Here is a 16,472-nt window from a genome sequence, read left to right on the forward strand (position 1 = left end):
CCTCGGGTCAGTTCTGGCTGGGGAAGATGCCGAACAGGGAGATGATGAAGTTCATCGCCAGGTAGGGCTGCCGGTTCTCGTGCGGCTGCGCACCGCCCTGCGAAGCGATCTGCTGCGAGGCGAGCGTGGTGTCCGGTGCGGCCGTGGTGTACGGCGCGTCGGCCCAGGCGCCGGGATACGCGCTGTTCGCGCTCGACGTCGTCGCACCGGAGCCTGCGGTGACGGGGTGCGAGTGCGGCGGCAGCTGGTTCGTGGAGAGCAGGACCGAATCCACTCCGCCGGTCTCGGCGATCTGGAACGCGGGGCCGGGGCCGGTTCCGGCGTCCACGGGGAAACGGGCGTTCAGGTTCGGCAACGCGAAGGTGTCCAGACCATCGCCGCCGTAGGTGGTGCCGATCAGGTTGAACAGGGTCTCGTTCTGCGAGATCGGCACCAGCTGGCCCTGGCACAGCGCCCATCCCGCCGGGGCGAAGTTGCCCGCGAACATGCGGATCTCTCCGACGTAGCCGTTGCTCATCGTTCCTCCTCGTCGACCACCATGAAGACGGCCTCCAGGGTCAGTGCGTCTGCGGTGCGGCCGGTGGGCACCAGGAACACCGCTTCCGCGATGCCGACGCCGCTGAGCTCGTAGGTCTCCTGCTGCAGCGTGCTGTCCGGCGCGGCCGTGAACTGCAGGGTGTAGCCGAGCCAGCCGTTGGCGCGCTGCGCGGGACTCACCGAGTCGAGTCGGACCCTGCGCCGCTCACCGTCCTGGCTCACCGCGTCGAAGCTCTGCCCGGCCGCGGCGGCCCAATCGTCGTACGCGGTCATCCGTCCACCTCCGTTGCCATCAGCAGATAACCGAACTGCTCGGAGACGACAGAGAAGCCGTGCCGTTCGTACAGGCGCCGCGCGCCGAAGTTGAGTCCCCACACCGACAGCGTCACGTGGCCGTCGGTCGCAACGAGGTCGGCGATCACGTGCGAGGCGATGCCGCGTCCTCGGTACTCCGCCAGCACGGCGATGTCGACGAGGTGCACGCAGGAGCCGTCGCGGTCGACGGTGATGGTTCCGGCCGGCTCGCCGCCGTCGAGGATGATCGAGGTCTCTGCGCTCGGGTGACGGTCGCGGCGCTCCGCGGTGTGCGCGCGATATTGGAGGGCGAGCAACGGGTCGAGGTCGGCGGCCGGGATGCCGGGGAACTCCCCGCTGCGGGCATCGAGGAACACACGGCGCAGGAAGGCGTCGTCGGCGGGGACGGCCGGCCGCAGCTCGACGGTGCGCAGCGCCATCACGCCGTCCGGCTCACCACGGCCTGCATCGCGCGGGTCAGCCCGCGCGGGCCGATCGCGCTGAGGAAGAGCGTGACCTGCGGGGCGCCGGAGCGGCGCAGCGTGTAGATGCCGTCCGAGGCGGTGAATCCGGAGGCCGTGAACAGCAGCAGGAAGCGGTTCTCGTCACCGGGGGTGCTGTCGGCGATGTCCTCGACCGACGAGAGGACGAGGTCGATGGTGCGGTCGCTCGCGCCGCCTCCACTCTCGGTGGCGCGGAAGGTGCGGCCGACGGCGGGCGTGAAGAGCGAGCGCACCGGGTCCGTGGTCTCGGCCACGATGCGACCGGTGACGGCGCTCGCTCCCGTGCCGGAGATCCCGCGCGCGATGGCGGGAGCGGCGGGGAGGGCGGCTGCGGCGGCGACGCCGAGTCCGCCCAGTGCGGTCGCCATGACGGCACGGCGCGACAACTCGGGCAAGGGGTGTCCTTCCTGGAAAGGTCGCGCCGCGGGTCGGGTCGCGTGCAGCCTGAGGCGAGCTTAGGGCATCCGTGCCCGCCCGCTCTGGCCCGCAGAGAGGGGACATCGGCGGCCGTTCCCGCGCCGATAGCATCGGAGCACCGCGACCCGATCCGCGGCCATCAGATCCCCGCGCGCCCGAACGTGCGGCCGCCCGCGAGGAGCTCGATCCCGTCATGCCGCCTTCGACTGTGCGCCGCCGTCTTCCGCTCCTCGCCGCCGGGGTGGCCGTCGCCCTCGTCGCCGGTCTCTTCGGCGGTGTGCTGCCGGCGGAGGCCGCCGGCACGCTCACGGTGTCGTCCACGATCGACAGCGACCCCAACGGCGCCTGCTCCCAGCCGGGCGTCACCACGCAGGGCTCTCCGGCCACACTCCGCAACGCGCTGTGCGTGGCGAACAATCTGGGTGGCGCGCAGTCGGTCGTCGTGCCGGCCGGCACGTACTCGCTCTCCGCCTCCCTCGGCTCCCTGCTGGTCGGCACGACGAGCGGTGCGGACATCACGATCACCGGCCAGGGCGCCCCGACGATCGTCGGCGACGGTCAGCACCAGGTGTTCTTCGTCGACCCGGGTCCGGTCGGTGCGGTGAAGGCGACGCTCGACGGGCTGAAAGTGACCGGCGGCGTCGACAACGTGTACGGCGGTGGCGCCCTGCTCGGCGGCTCGAGCGACCCTGCCCGCCCGGACACCCTCGTCATCAAGAACTCCCAGTTCGTCGCCAACAAGGCCAACACGGTCGGCGGCACCAACAACCCCGGCGGCGCCGTCCAGTTCGTCGGAGGCTCGCTCACGGTGACCGGCTCGACGTTCCAGAGCAATGACGCAGGCACGGGCTCCGGGGGCGCGATCTACTACCAGAGCGTCGGGACCTTCGGTCAGGCCTTGTCCATCTCCGACTCCACGTTCTACGGCAACACGGGCATCGCCACGAATGCCACCGGTGGCGCGGCCGTCGCGGTCAGCGACCCGGGACAGGGGGCGCCCCTGTCGGTCACGAACAGTTTGTTCAGCGGCAACACCGTGAACGGTGGGTCCGGGCTCTTCCGCGGCGCCGGCCTGTGGCTCGACGGCGGTGCGCTCAGCGTCACCGGCTCCACGTTCATCGCCAACCAGAACAGCAGTGCGGGCGGGTCCGCCATCGGCGTGACCGGCGGCACCGTGACCGCGCAGTACAACCGCATCAGCGGCAACTCCGGAACCGCGGTCGCGAACCTGGGCGGCGCGATCACCGCGACGCGCAACTGGTGGGGATGCGCGGGCGGACCGGGCGCGACGGGCTGCGACACCGTGTTGAATACGGTCGCCACCGCGCCGTACCTCACACTCACGGCGTCGGCGAGCCAGTCGCCGGTCGTGCAGCCGGCGACCACCACCGGGCTGACCGCCTCCCTGCTCGTCGACTCCGCCGGCGCCTCCGTGCCAGTCGGTCAGCTCGGCGCGCTCACCGGTCTCAACGTCATCTGGACCGTCGCCGGCATCCCGGGGGCGTCGGTACTGCCGAGCGCCGGCCCGCTCGCGACTGGGCAGAGCTCCACGACCTTCTCCTCCGTCAATCCCGGCACCGCAACGGTCACCGCAGCGCTCGACCAGGCCCATGTCACGGTCCCGGTCCTCGTCTACGCGAAGCCCGCCATCACAAGCACGAGCCCACTGACCGGCATCGTCGGCCAGGCGCAGTCGTCGGTGCTGACCGCGACCGGCTACCCGACGCCGAGCTTCGCCCTCCAGGGCACACCGCCGGCGGGGCTGAGCATCGTCGATCACGGCGACGGCACGGCGACGCTGACCGGCACGCCCACCGGTCCGGCCGGCGACTACTCGCTGACCGTTGCGGCCTCGAATACGGCGGGCACAGCCACCCAGACCATCCCGTACACCCTGAACCAGACACCCGCGTTCTCCAGTGCGTCGTCGGCTCAGTTCGCCGTCGGCACCGCGGGCTCCTTCACCGTGACCACGACAGGACGCCCGAACCCGACGCCGATCACCCTCGCGGGCACGCTGCCCTCTGGGCTGACCTTCACCGACAACGGGAACGGCACAGCGACGATCGCCGGCACCCCGGCAGCCGGCGCGGGCGGCATCGTCACCGTCACGCTGAACGCCGCGAACGGCGTCGGCTCGCCGGCGACGCAGTCCCTCACCCTCACCGTGCTCGAGGCGCCGAGGCTCACCAGCAGCGCTCAGACGAACGCGCTGGTCGGGACGGCCTTCGCCTTCACGGTGACCACGGCCCACTCCTATCCCGTGCCGGCCCTGTCGGCGAGCGGCACGCTGCCCCCCGGCGTCACGTTCATCGACAACGGAGACGGGACCGCGACGATCTCGGGCACTCCGACCGGCACCGGCGGCTCCTTCCCCGTCTTGCTCGGAGCGACCTCCAGCGCCGGCTCCACGTATATGACCCTGACCCTCGTGGTGGCCGCGACGCCCGTGATCACGCTCGCGCCGGCCGCCCTGACCGTCGGCGACGGAGGGACGGCGGCGTTCACGGCCTCGGCCACGGGCTACCCGGCCCCGACCGTGCAGTGGGTCCGCTCGACCGACGGGGGTGCGACGTACACGGCGATCGCCGGAGCGACAGCCACGACGCTCAGCTTCACGGCCGCGCTGGCGGACAACGGCTACCGCTACGCCGCACGGTTCGACAACGCGTCCGGAACCGTGACGACGCTGCCCGCGACGCTCACCGTGACCCTGACGCCGACGATCACCAGTGCCGCCGCGGCGGAGTTCACGGCCGGTACGCCCGGGACGTTCACCGTCACGACGAGCGGCTCGCCCGCACCGGCGCTGAGCACGACGACGACGCTGCCCTCCTGGCTGACGTTCACCGACAACCGCGACGGCACCGCGACGATCTCCGGCACCCCCGCCGCAGGCGCCGGCGGCACGTACCCGATCGCGATCTCGGCGGCGAACGGCTCGCTCCCGGACGCGACACAGTCGTTCGTGCTGACGGTGCTGCAGTCGTCCGTGTTCACGAGCGCGGCGGCCACCACGTTCACCGCGGGGGTCTCCGGCTCGTTCACGGTCACGACGACGGCCGGATTCCCAGCCGCCCGGGCGCTGAGCGTCTCCGGATCACTGCCGAGCGGCGTGCGCTTCGTCGACCTCGGCGACGGTACCGCGGTGTTCACCGGGACCCCTGCTGCCGGGAGCGGCGGCGTCTACGCCGTGACCGTGTCGGCGGCGAACGCGCCGGCTCCGACGGTCTCGCAGACGTTCACACTGACGGTCCAGGAGGCCGGAGCCGTCACCAGCCCGGCGACGCTCGCCGTCGAGCGCGGTGTCGACGTGGACTTCACGGTCACCACGGCTCACGCCTACCCGGCGGTCGCGGCGATCACGATGACCGGCACCCTGCCCAGTGGCCTGACCTTCACCGACAACGGCGACGGGACGGCGACGATCGCGGGGCGCACGCTCGACGTGCCCGGCACCAGCACCGTCGCACTGACCGCGGGTGCCGCGAACCAGACGCTGAGCGTCACCGTCGCGGACGTCCCGCCGGTGTCGCTGCCGCTCGTGCCCCCGACCGGGAACGCTGCGCTGCCCGGCGTGCCGTCGTCGCCACAGGCGGGCCAGACGATCGTCCTCACGGCGGGCGGTTTCGCCGCCGGATCGCCGGTGACCTTCGGCATCTACTCGTCGCCCGTCGTGCTGGCTGTGGTGAACGCCGACGTCAACGGCACAGCGACGGCGACCATCGTCATCCCCGCCGGCTACACAGGAGCCCACTCGTTCGTCGCCATCGGAACCGCGCCGGACGGCAGCACGCGCGTGCTGCGCACCGACTTCGTGCTGCCGGGCGGCTCCACGGGCGGCTCCACGGGCGGAGGGACCGCAGGCGCGGGCGCGGCGACCGGCTCCGGAGGATCCGCCACGGCCTCCACCGGTTCCGGCAACGGCCTCGCGGACACCGGCAGCGACGTCGGCTTCGCGGCGCTGCTCGCGCTCCTGCTGCTGGCGGCCGGTGGGCTGCTGGTGGTGCGCAGACGGGCTCGGCGGGCATAGGAACCGGGCCGGCGCACCAGCGGGAACCAGCGCATCAGCGAGAAAGCGTAGGCTCAGCCTCATGCTTGCGACCGTGATCCACGGCGAACGCGACGTTCGCCTCGAGGAAGTCCCCGATCCCGTCCTGTCCACCGGCGGAGACGCCATCGTGCGGGTCGTGGCGGCCTGCGTGTGCGGCTCCGACCTGTGGCCGTACCGCGGTGTCACACCCATCAGGAACCCGCGCCGCATCGGCCACGAGTTCGTCGGCGTCGTCGAGGAGGTCGGGCCGGAGGTGCGCACCATCGCCGCCGGCGACTTCGTCATCGCGCCCTTCTACGACTGCGACATGACCTGCCTCAACTGCAAGAACGGCGTCAGCACCTCGTGCCTCCACGGGGGCGCCTGGGGCGCGGACGACCAGCTCGGCGGCTTCGCCGACGGCGGCCAGGGGCAGAAGGTGCGCGTGCCGCACGCCGACGGCTCGCTCGTGGCGACGCCCGAGTATCCCGCCGACGACCTCGTCCCGAGCCTGCTCACCCTCTCCGACGTCATGGGCACGGGCCACCACGCCGCCCTGTCGGCGGGCGTGACCGAGGGGAGCACGGTCGTCGTGGTCGGCGACGGCGCGGTCGGCTTGTGTGGCGTGCTCGCGTCCGCGCGCCTGGGGGCGTCACGCATCGTCGCGATGTCGCGGCACGAGTCCCGCCAGGCGCTCGCGCGCGAGTTCGGCGCGACGGACATCGTGGCCGAGCGCGGCGACGCCGGTGTCGCGGCGGTCAAGGAGCTGTTCGACGGCATCGGCCCCGACTGCGTCCTGGAGGCGGTCGGCACCAAGGAGTCGATGGACCAGGCGATCCGCTCCGCCCGCCCGGGTGGCATGGTCGGCTACGTCGGCGTGCCCAACGGCGGCGCCGAGCTTCCGATCCGCACCCTGTTCAACACGAACGTCGGCGTGAACGGCGGCGTCGCCCCTGTGCGCAACTACGTGGAGGAGCTGCTGCAGGACGTCTGGTCCGGCGCCATCCGGCCGGGCCGCGTCTTCGACCTCGAGCTGCCGCTCTCCGACATCGCGGAGGCCTACGCCGCCATGGACTCCCGCCGGGCCATCAAGACCCTCGTCCGCCCCTGACCCGGAACGCCGAAGGGCACGTCGTTGTCACTTTTCGCGCACGAAAGTGACAACGACGTGCCCTTCGCGTGTGTCAGGAGTTGACGACGAGGATGTCGTCGAGCGCGTTGCGGGTGCGCGGAGCGAGCTCCCGCTCGCGCAGCGGCGCGGGGAGAGCGTCCACGTCGCCGAGCATGCCGACCGCGGTCACCGACACCGGGACGAAGCGCTCGTCGAGGTCGAACGCTGCGCGCAGACCAGCGGGGTCGAAGCCGCCCATCTGGTGCGTGTGCAGGCCCTCGTGGTGCGCCTGCACACTGAAGTGGGCGACGGCCTGGCCGACGTCGTAGGTGGCCCAGCGGCGCTCGTTGCCGTCAGCGTCGGCGACCTCGGCGAGGGCGACGACGAGAGCGCCGGCAGCGCCCGCCCACACCTGGTTGAAGCCCATGAGGTTCGCGACGATCGTGTCGAACGCCGCGGTGCCGCGCCGGGCGACGATGAACCGCCACGGCTGGGAGTTGTTGGCGGACGGCGACCAGCGCGCGGCCTCGAGGGCGGCGGTGAGCTTGGCCTCGTCGATCACGGCCTCGGTGTCGAAGGCACGGGGGCTCCAGCGCTCGGCCAGAACCGGGAGCAGGGGGAGGGAGGTGTCGGCGGTGCGGGTGGCGGTGTCGATCAGCGACATGGGATGGGTTCTCCTCGACGTGGTTAGGGGGTGCTCGAGGCTCCATTGCCCAGCTATATCCATGAGAACACATGGATGTGCGCGACTATTCCAGACAGCTCACAGCCAGTCCTTGCGCTTGAACGTCACATACAGCCCACCGCACCCGGCGACCATGAGCAAGGTGGAGGTCCAGAGGCCGCCCATGGTGTTGAACCCGGGGTACGGCAGGTTCTGGCCGTAGAAACCGGTCACCGCCGCGGGGATGGCGATGATCGCCGCCCAGCTGGTCACCTTCTTCATGATCACGTTGAGCCGGTTGCCCTCCATCGCGATCTGCGTGTCCGAGAGCGCCGTGACCAGGTCGCGCAGCGAGTCGGCCCACTCCACGTGGTGCACCCCTCTGTCGTAGAGGCCCTGAAACAGCGGGAACAGGGGAGCGCTGACGCAGTCGGCCTCCCGTCGCAGCAGGGCGTCGACGGCGTCGCGCAGCGGCAGCAGGCAGCGCCGCAGCCTGGCTGCCGACTTGCGCAGCCGGTAGACACGGTTCTGGATGGCCGCGGGCTTGGCGCCGACGGACAGCAGCACATCCTCGATGTCGTCGAGCTCGTCGTCGAGCGCCGACAGCGCCGCCCCCGCCTCCGCCAGCAGCTCGTCCAGCACGATCCAGAGCAGCCAGCCGACACCCTGATCGCGGTGGCGCTTCTCGGTGTCGAGCCTCGAGCGCAGCCGGGCCGTGTCGAATCCGCCGTCGTGGTCGAGGATGAGCAGCCGCGGCAGCACGTAGATGTGGAGGTCGGCGACCACCAGCTGGAACGTCGGCTCCTCCAGCTGCACCCGGTGCGTCGACAGCCGCACATGCTCGCCGGCGACCAGGGGGAGGTGGCCGCTCGACGCGGACGCCGGAGGGTGGAGCAGCTCCGGCGCCCCGAGGCGCTCCGCCAGCTCGGACAGCTGCAGGCGGTCGGGGTCGCTGATCTCGAGGTAGCCGAACGCGGTGCTCGTCTGCAGCTTCTCGAACAGTTCGCCCACGGTTCCGATCCCCGCGCGCTCGTCACCGTCGAAGAGCGCTCCCCGAATGCGGAGCGACTCCTGCACTTGTTGCGACACGCGACCTCCCTGATGCGACGCTCCAACTTACGGCCTGCCGTGCTGGGACACCGCAGGGCGCGCATGATGAATCTCTCAGAGTCGCGGCATGGTTCCGCTGGGGTCCTTCGGTGCCTAGGCTGGCTGTACCCACACGAGGAGGCGGCGATGACCGATGGGATCGACCCCGCAGTCCCACCCTCGGGCACCGGGTGCGTCGACTGCGACGCCGACGGCGGCTGGTGGGTGCACCTGCGGCGGTGCGCCGAGTGCGGCCACGTCGGCTGCTGCGACGACTCGCTCTCGCGGCACGCACGCGCGCATGCGGCGGAGACCGGCCACCCCGTCATCCAGAGCTTCGAGCCGGGCGAGGAGTGGTTCTGGAACTTCGCACTCGACGCCTACGTCGACGGGCCGCGGCTCGCGCCTCCGCAGAGCCGCCCGGAGCCCCAGACCGTTCCGGGGCCGCAGGAGCGGGTGCCGGAGAACTGGCGGAGCATCCTCGCGGCACGCTAGCAACGCGTGCCGAACCGCCGGCGGGCCAGCGCTCCCGCTGAGCGCCGACCCCTGTGAGCTCGCGTCGCCGGCCCGTGGTTGAGACAGACCTTTCTGTGTAGATAGTGTTGCAACTATCGTTCTACATTGAAATTGGATGGATCAGATGGTTATATCGCGTCGATCGTTACTCTCCTCCGCGACGCTCGGAGCTGCCGCTGCGGCGGCAACGGGAGTGGGCATGCTCGGCGGGACGCCCGCCGCGGCGAATCCGCTTCCGGACGGCGCCACCTCGCCGACCGTCCTCGACGGGCTGGCGGTCGCCAAGTACAGCGTCATGGTGCCCGAGATCTTCGTGGCGCCGCAGGCGGTTCCCACGCACATGCCCGCTCTGGTGATCGGGTCGGGCTTCGGGGGCTCGATCGCAGCGCTCCGGCTCGGCGAGGCGGGAATCCGCACCGCCGTGCTCGAGCGAGGGCTTCCGTGGCCGCGCGACCCGAACCGTGCGATCTTCGCCAACGACGCCCTGCCCGACGGCCGAGCCCTCTGGCACCGGCGGTCGTTCACCGGCATCAGCGGAGTCCCCGTCGCCACTCCGAAATTCGGAGGCGTCCTCGACGCCACGGACTACGCGAACATCCAGGTCTGGCGAGGAGCTGCGGTCGGTGGCGGCTCCGTCGTCTTCACGGGTGTCCTCATCGAGCCGGAGGAGCGCTTCTTCCGCACCGTGTTCGATGATCGCGTCGACTTCGAGAAGATGCACGAGGTCTACTACCCACGGGCGCGCGCCCGACTCAAGGCGTCGCCGATGCCCGACGACGTCTATCGGTCGCAGCCGTTCGGTCATTCGCGGGTCTGGGACGCGCAAGCGCGCAAGGCGGGCTTCGAGCCGCAGCCGCTCGACTCGATCTTCGACTGGGATGTCGTGCGTGCCGAGCTCGATGGCCGTTCGCGTTCGTCGGCCACGATCGGCGAAAGCAACTATGGCAACTCCAACGCCGCGAAGTACGATCTCACGCAGAACGTTCTGCCCGCCGCGCTCGCCACCGGCAACGTCTCCGTCCACCACAGCCACGTCGTCGATGCGATCGGCAGGGATTCCTCCGGTCGGTACTGGGTCGACATCCGGGTCATCGCACCCGGCGGAAAGGTGCAGCAGACCCGTCGGGTCACCTGCGACCGGCTCTTCCTCGGCGCAGGCTCCATCGGAACCTCCGAACTGTTGGTCAAGGCCAAAGCCCTGCGGACTCTGCCGGCGCTCAGCGGTGCGGTCGGCACCGGGTGGGGGACGAACGGCGATGCGGCGCTCGTCCGCACGTGCTCTCTGTCGGAGGGGCTCACGCAGGGGTCGCCGTCGGCATCCCGTGTCCTCGATGAGACTGGTCTGCCGCTGTCTCTCGAGAACTGGTACGTGCCTGGCCTTCCGCTCAACGTCGGGCTGATCGGATCGCTGGGAATGGTGCTCGACTCCACCAGAGCGTCCTTCCGCTGGGACGCCGCCACCAAGAAGGTCGTGCTCGATTGGCCTCGAGGCGGAAACGACCGCGTGGTCGCTGCGTTGCGGGCGGTGCACGACAAGATCGCTCGCGCCAATTTCGTCGGTACCGGGTTTCCAGGCCTGGCACCCGACGTCAACGCCTCGTTCACGGCGCACCCGCTCGGCGGCGTGGTTCTCGGTGAGGCGACCGACACCTTCGGTCGCGTGAACGGATACGACGGGCTCTACGTGGTGGACGGGGCGGCGATCCCCGGCAGCACGGGAACCGTGAATCCGTCCCTGACGATCGCCGCGCTCGCCGAGCGGGCGATGGACGACATCCTCGCACGCGGGATCTGACAGCGACGCTGACCGGGTCGCCGGCGCTCACCGCGAAGGGGCGTCGGCGCCCCGGTCCGCTCTCTCCCGACGATTACGGCACCAGATCCTGATACTGCGGCAGTGATCCGTCCAGCACCGGCACGTTCAGCGTCTCGGTCTCGGTGCTGGTCTCGAACGTCACGAACGTCAGCGAACCCGGCTTCGCGCCGAGCCCCTCGAAGGTCACCTCCCGGCCGCCCGGAGTGCCGAGCTGCACCGATTCGGCCGGCTTGACGGTCACCGTCTCGGCGCCGGAGCCGGTGCTGATCCGCACGTGCTCGTCCGACTCGCCCTGGTTGACGAGGGTCGCCACCAGGCCGGTGGTGCCGGACGGGTCGGAGGTGAGGAGCACGGCGTTGCCGATGAAGATCGCCCCGATGTCGCCGTTGACGCCGTCGGCCGTCTCCTGGATGTACTTCGTGTCCTGCGGGGCCAGGAGGTCGCAGCCGGTGAGGAGGCCGAGGATCGCGACGCCCACGATCGCGGCGGCCGCGCGACGTCGCGCGACGGTGCGGCGGGTCGTTCGACGGGTGGAGCGCTCGACTGCGGTCACGGCGTCAGCATAGCCTCCGGGCGCCACGCACAGTAGAGGTCTTTCGGGGGTCGGTGAGCGTACTCCGGGTGTGAACGCTGTGTGACGGCCGTGTAAAACTTCGTAACTTTACAGAGAGCGTTCTCACCCTCGTTCCGGGGTACAGATTCTCGGCGGATCGACTCGCGCCACTCCCGGGATTCCGTGGTTGGATTTGCGGCCAGACCTGGGGTTTGGTGGGGTCGATGCCGAGTGGTGCGTCGTGTCGGCGTGTCTGCGGACATGTCCCCCGAATACAGATGGGGGCCACGCCGTCAAGTGCGTTCCACCCCCACTTGCGGGCCGTGGAGGAGACCCGTAGAACTGTGAAAACCCGAACCGACCAGATCCCCGCCGTCGTGGATGCCACCCCCCATTCCCTCAGTGAGAGGTCTGCCTCGTGTTCATCTTCCTGCTGCAACTCCGGCACATGCTCGGCGGACATCCGGAGTTCTATCTGTTCGCCATCTACTCCGCCCTGATCTGGGTCATCTGGATCGTGAAAGTCCTGATGTCCCGTCGCTATCGCCCGTACACCGAGGAGTTCCACGGCACGACCAGCGTCGTCGTACCGGTCGTGGACGAGCCGCTCGACCTGTTCCGCGACGTGCTGGGCCGCATGGTCGAGCAGAAGCCGGGCGAGATCATCGTCGTCATCAACGGCGCTCCCAACCCGGAGCTGGCCGAGGTGTGTGAGGAGTTCGCGCCGCTGGTGCGCTGGGTGCACACCCCCATTCCCGGCAAGCGGAACGCGGTGATGATCGGGACGAAGATGTCCACGGGCGAGATCACCGTGCTCGTCGACTCGGACACGGTGTGGACGCAGGACACGCTGAGCGAGCTCGTCAAGCCGTTCGCCGATCAGCGCGTCGGCGGCGTCACCACCAAGCAGCGGATCCTGGAGCCCGAGCGGTCGTGGATCACGCGGTGGGCGGACTGGCTGGAGAACTCCCGCGCCCTGTACTCGATGCCGGCGCAGAGCGTCGTCGGCCAGATCGGCTGCCTGCCCGGCCGCACCATCGCGTTCCGTCGCTCGATCCTGATGCGGGTCATGGACAAGTTCATGACCGAGAAGTTCCTCGGGGTGTTCCTGGAGGTCTCCGACGACCGCACCCTCACGAACCTCACGCTCAAAGAGGGCTACCGCACGGTGTACCAGCACACCAGCCTCGTCTACACGGATGCCCCGCTGAAGGTGAAGAAGCTCTTCAAGCAGCAGCTGCGCTGGGCGCGCGGCAGCCAGTACAACACCCTGCGCATGCTGCCGTGGATGCTCGGCCACGCCCCGGTCCTGTCGTTCTTCTTCGTGATGGACATCCTGCTGCCGTTCATCCTCGCGGGCGTCCTCGGCGGCTGGGTGTACCGGTCGATCACGGGGGAGGGCTACAACTTCTACGAGGGCTTCCTGAAGTCCTACGGGATCCAGGGCGGGATCGTCACCGTCGTCGCCCTGATGGTCGCCTCCTCGGTCATCAGCATGTCGATCCGCCAGATCCGACACCTGTCCGAGAAGCCGACCGACTTCTTCCGACTGCCGGTGTTCATCATCGTGTCGACGTTCTTCCTCATGCCGATCCGGCTCATCGGGTTCTTCCGCATGGCGCACGCCAGCGGGTGGGGTACCCGGGCCGGAGCGTACGCGGGCGGCCCCGGCCAGATCAGCTCGGAGGACGAGATCGCATCCCTCGGGTCGATCTCCGCGCCGTCCGGCGCCATCCCGATCGCCGGTCTTCCCGACGAGGTGGGCGGCGTGAGCTCGGCCACAGCGCTGGCCACGGCCACGCGACCCGCGACCGCCGTCGTCACGCGCGCCGAGGCCAAGACCCAGGCACAGGCCTCCACCAAGAAGTCCACCAAGCCTGCGCGCCGCAAGCGCAACCCCCTCGCCGCCATCCCGTACCTGATCGGAATCGCGATCCTGACCCTGGAGGCCCTGTTCCTTGTCTAGCCCGACCTCTACCCTCAGCAGCCGCGCCCACTCCTGGTGGGCGCAGTCGAAGTCGCGATCGCAGGCGACCGCCGCCGCGTTCCTCGCCCTCGCATTGGTGCTCGTCGGAATCTCCGCCTACGTCTGGGTGTCGCCGACGGGAGCACCGCTCCGCGATGCGGTCGCCGACGCGACCCAGACGATCACCCCGTTCGCCGCCCAGAACGCCGAGCTCAAGCGCAACCTGAGCCGCGCCACGCAGACCATCGCCTCGCAGAAGGGCAAGCTGACCGCGATGCAGGCGCAGGCGCTGGCCGCCCAGGCCGGTTCCGCCAAGCAGCTCGCGGCGGCGCAGCAGAAGACCCTGGCCGCGCAGAACGAGCTCGCGAGCCTCAAGGCGCAGCTCGCCGCCGCCCAGGCGAAGGCGGGCCACGCGTCCCGGGGTGCCGGCGCATCCGGCAAGCCGGCGAACCCCGGTTCCTCCGGCAACGGGGCTACCCCCGTGACGGCGCCGGCCCGTGCCGACCTCGTCAACCCGTCGTCGCGCTACTTCGGCATGTACACCGACCAGGCGCCCTTCAACTGGGCGACGTTCGACTCCACCAGCTCGAAGATCGGCGTCTCCCCGAACCTCGTCGGCTACTTCCAGGGCTGGGACCAGACGTTCCGCGGCGATGCCGTCACTCGGGCCTGGCAGCAGGGCCGGATGCCGATGATGACGTGGGAGTCGCGCCCGATCAACTCGAGCAATGAGTCCAACGTCGCCCCCGACTACTCCCTGCCGAAGATCATCGGCGGCGACTTCGACGCCTACCTGCACCAGTACGCGAAGGACATCGTGGCCACCGGTCTCCCGCTCGCCCTGCGGCTCGACCATGAGATGAACGGCATCTGGTACCCGTGGTCCGAGAACGACGGCGCAGGCAAATCGATCAACGGGAACAGCCCGGGCGACTACGTGAAGATGTGGCGCCACGTGCACGACATCTTCCAGCAGGAGGGCGCGAACGACCTGGTGGTCTGGGTGTGGGCGCCGAACATCGTGAACAACCTCCCCGCCTCGCACAAGGCGGCGGGCTACCTCGAGAACCTGTACCCGGGTGACCAGTACGTCGACTGGGTGGGCCTCTCCGGCTACCTGCGGCCTCCGTACAAGTCCGACAACGACTTCAGTTTCGACTACACGTTCAAGCCGAGCCTGGACAAGCTCCGGAGCATCACGAAGAAGCCGATCATCCTCGCCGAGGTCGGGGCGTCGGAGACCGAAGGCCACAAGGCCGCCTGGATCACCTCGTTCTTCAACGGCCTCGCCAAACCCGAGAACTCCGACGTCATCGGCTTCTCGTGGTTCAACCTCGCCGTGACCAGCTACGTGGAGGGCGTGCGCGCCACCAACGACTGGCGCATCGACTCCCGGGCGGACACGTTGTCGGCGTTCATCGCCGGCCTCACCAGACCGGAAGACGACTTCACGCTCACTCCAGCCCCGTAGACCCCTGGATTCCCCAGATCCCCGTTCGCTCGCCACGGAAGGAACGCACATGACCTCCACCTCCTCCACCAAGAAGCCCAAGGAGCAGCCGGCCCCGCGCATCAGCGTGATCGGCACCGGCTACCTCGGGGCCACGCACGCCGCGGCCATGGCGGAGCTCGGCTTCGACGTCATCGGCGTCGACACCGACCCGCACAAGGTCGCCGAACTCACCGAGGGCCGCGCGCCCTTCTTCGAGCCGGGCCTCCCCGAGCTCATCCGCAGCAACGTCGCCGCAGGTCGCCTGCGCTTCACGACCGACATCGCCGAGGCCGTCGCGGTGTCCGACGTGCACTTCATCTGCGTCGGCACCCCGCAGCAGTCCGGTTCGTTCGCAGCGAACCTGAGCTACGTGGAGGCTGCGGCGCGCGGCATCGCCGCCCACCTCACCCACGACGCCCTGATCGTCGGCAAGTCGACCGTCCCCGTCGGGACCGGCGCCCGCCTGCGCGCGATCGTGGCGGAGGCCGCGCCGGCCGAGGTGGACGTCGAACTCGTCTGGAACCCCGAGTTCCTGCGCGAGGGCAAGGCCGTCGACGACACGCTGCGCCCCGACCGGCTTGTCTTCGGCGGAACGTCGGAGCGGTCGGAGGCCCTCCTCCGCCGCGTCTACGCCCGGCCGATCGCCGACGGCACGCCCGTGCTGGTGGCCGACCTGCCGACCGCCGAGCTGGTGAAGGTGAGCGCCAACGCCTTCCTCGCCACCAAGATCTCGTTCATCAACGCGATCGCCGAGGTGTGCGACGCCGCCGGAGCCGATGTCTCCCTGCTGGCGGATGCGCTCGGCCACGACGCGCGCATCGGACGCCAGTTCCTCAACGCGGGCCTGGGCTTCGGCGGCGGCTGCCTCCCGAAGGACATCAGGGCACTCATGCACCGCTCGAACGAGCTCGGCGCGCACGCCGCGGTCGGCCTCCTGCAGCAGGTGGACGAGATCAACATGGGCCGCAGGCAGCGCGTCATCGACCTGGCGCTCGAGGCGCTGGGCGGGTCCGTCCTCAACCGTCGCATCGGTGTGCTCGGCGCCGCGTTCAAGCCGCACACCGACGACGTGCGCGACTCGCCGGCGCTCAACGTGGCGGCGGCCCTGCACCTGCGCGGCGCCCAGGTGGTCGTCTACGACCCGCAGGCGCGCGGAACCGCCCAGCGACTCTTCCCGACCCTCGGCTACGCGGAGTCGATGGAGGAGGCCGTCGACGGTGCCGACCTGACGGTCGTGCTCACCGAGTGGGACGAGTTCACCGGTGCAGACCCCGCGCGACTGGGTGCGCTGGCGAGCGGCAGCACCGTCATCGACGCGCGCAACTGCCTCGACGCGGCCTCCTGGAACGCTGCCGGCTGGACCGTCCTCGGCATGGGCCGGGTGCCCGAGACCGCCGCACTCGTCCCCGACGCCCTCCCCGTCCCCATCCACTGACGCACACCGACATCCACCCTCGGGGTGAGGCGAACAGAGAAAGCGA

General features: G+C 70.0%; 14 protein-coding genes. 7 read left to right on the plus strand and 7 right to left on the minus strand.

Annotated elements, in window-relative coordinates:
* Positions 1 to 7: 7 nt before the first annotated feature.
* Genes KNO15_RS10810 through KNO15_RS10825 form a run of 4 tightly spaced genes read right to left on the minus strand, consistent with a single transcriptional unit; the run spans position 8 to position 1,729 of the window.
* Complete coding sequence (locus KNO15_RS10810) at positions 8 to 517, minus strand: phage tail protein (RefSeq protein ID WP_241703730.1); 510 nt, start codon at positions 515 to 517, stop codon at positions 8 to 10.
* Positions 514 to 810 (minus strand): DUF6916 family protein, encoded by a 297-nt coding sequence (locus KNO15_RS10815; RefSeq protein WP_241703731.1) that lies wholly within the window; start codon positions 808 to 810, stop codon positions 514 to 516. The genes KNO15_RS10810 and KNO15_RS10815 overlap by 4 nt, the downstream gene beginning before the upstream one ends.
* Positions 807 to 1,271: a GNAT family N-acetyltransferase gene (locus KNO15_RS10820; protein ID WP_241703732.1), complete on the minus strand. Its 465-nt coding sequence runs from the start codon at positions 1,269 to 1,271 to the stop codon at positions 807 to 809. The genes KNO15_RS10815 and KNO15_RS10820 overlap by 4 nt, the downstream gene beginning before the upstream one ends.
* The gene (locus tag KNO15_RS10825; protein WP_241703733.1) at positions 1,271 to 1,729 is read right to left on the minus strand and encodes a DUF6916 family protein; all 459 of its coding nucleotides are present in this window, start codon (positions 1,727 to 1,729) and stop codon (positions 1,271 to 1,273) included. Before KNO15_RS10825 ends, KNO15_RS10820 begins: the two co-directional genes overlap by 1 nt.
* A gap of 215 nt (positions 1,730 to 1,944) precedes the next feature.
* On the opposite strand from KNO15_RS10825, the gene KNO15_RS10830 reads away from it, so the two are divergent.
* A complete protein-coding gene (locus tag KNO15_RS10830) occupies positions 1,945 to 5,784 on the plus strand; it encodes a beta strand repeat-containing protein (RefSeq protein WP_241703734.1) in 3,840 nt (1,279 codons plus the stop codon).
* A gap of 61 nt (positions 5,785 to 5,845) precedes the next feature.
* A complete protein-coding gene (locus tag KNO15_RS10835) occupies positions 5,846 to 6,895 on the plus strand; it encodes a zinc-dependent alcohol dehydrogenase family protein (protein ID WP_241703735.1) in 1,050 nt (349 codons plus the stop codon).
* 73 nt (positions 6,896 to 6,968) lie between these two features.
* Here the strand turns inward: KNO15_RS10835 and KNO15_RS10840 are convergent, their stop codons facing one another.
* Positions 6,969 to 7,559: a nitroreductase family protein gene (locus KNO15_RS10840; RefSeq protein WP_241703736.1), complete on the minus strand. Its 591-nt coding sequence runs from the start codon at positions 7,557 to 7,559 to the stop codon at positions 6,969 to 6,971.
* Between the two features lie 99 nt (positions 7,560 to 7,658).
* Positions 7,659 to 8,648, minus strand: coding sequence for a CorA family divalent cation transporter (locus tag KNO15_RS10845; protein WP_241703737.1), 990 nt, complete (start codon positions 8,646 to 8,648; stop codon positions 7,659 to 7,661).
* A 147-nt stretch (positions 8,649 to 8,795) separates the two neighbouring features.
* Between KNO15_RS10845 and KNO15_RS10850 the strand changes: the two genes are divergently transcribed.
* Both KNO15_RS10850 and KNO15_RS10855 read left to right on the plus strand, forming a co-directional pair.
* The gene (locus tag KNO15_RS10850) at positions 8,796 to 9,143 is read left to right on the plus strand and encodes a UBP-type zinc finger domain-containing protein (RefSeq protein ID WP_241703738.1); all 348 of its coding nucleotides are present in this window, start codon (positions 8,796 to 8,798) and stop codon (positions 9,141 to 9,143) included.
* A 220-nt stretch (positions 9,144 to 9,363) separates the two neighbouring features.
* A complete protein-coding gene (locus KNO15_RS10855) occupies positions 9,364 to 10,959 on the plus strand; it encodes a GMC oxidoreductase (protein ID WP_241703739.1) in 1,596 nt (531 codons plus the stop codon).
* Positions 10,960 to 11,032: 73 nt separating this feature from the next.
* Here KNO15_RS10855 and KNO15_RS10860 read toward each other — a convergent pair whose 3' ends face one another.
* A complete protein-coding gene (locus tag KNO15_RS10860; protein ID WP_241703740.1) occupies positions 11,033 to 11,533 on the minus strand; it encodes a hypothetical protein in 501 nt (166 codons plus the stop codon).
* 418 nt (positions 11,534 to 11,951) lie between these two features.
* Here KNO15_RS10860 and KNO15_RS10865 point away from each other — a divergent pair, with 418 nt between their 5' ends.
* Genes KNO15_RS10865 through KNO15_RS10875 form a run of 3 tightly spaced genes read left to right on the plus strand, consistent with a single transcriptional unit; the run spans position 11,952 to position 16,426 of the window.
* A complete protein-coding gene (locus tag KNO15_RS10865; protein WP_241703741.1) occupies positions 11,952 to 13,499 on the plus strand; it encodes a glycosyltransferase family 2 protein in 1,548 nt (515 codons plus the stop codon).
* On the plus strand, positions 13,492 to 14,970 hold the full coding sequence (locus KNO15_RS10870; protein WP_241703742.1) for a glycoside hydrolase family 26 protein: 1,479 nt from the start codon (positions 13,492 to 13,494) through the stop codon (positions 14,968 to 14,970). Before KNO15_RS10865 ends, KNO15_RS10870 begins: the two co-directional genes overlap by 8 nt.
* A gap of 49 nt (positions 14,971 to 15,019) precedes the next feature.
* The gene (locus KNO15_RS10875) at positions 15,020 to 16,426 is read left to right on the plus strand and encodes a UDP-glucose dehydrogenase family protein (protein ID WP_241703743.1); all 1,407 of its coding nucleotides are present in this window, start codon (positions 15,020 to 15,022) and stop codon (positions 16,424 to 16,426) included.
* Positions 16,427 to 16,472 lie beyond the last annotated feature (46 nt).

Origin of the sequence: Leifsonia shinshuensis, from assembly GCF_022606355.1 — a bacterium.
In the GTDB taxonomy this organism is placed as follows: domain Bacteria; phylum Actinomycetota; class Actinomycetes; order Actinomycetales; family Microbacteriaceae; genus Leifsonia; species Leifsonia shinshuensis_B.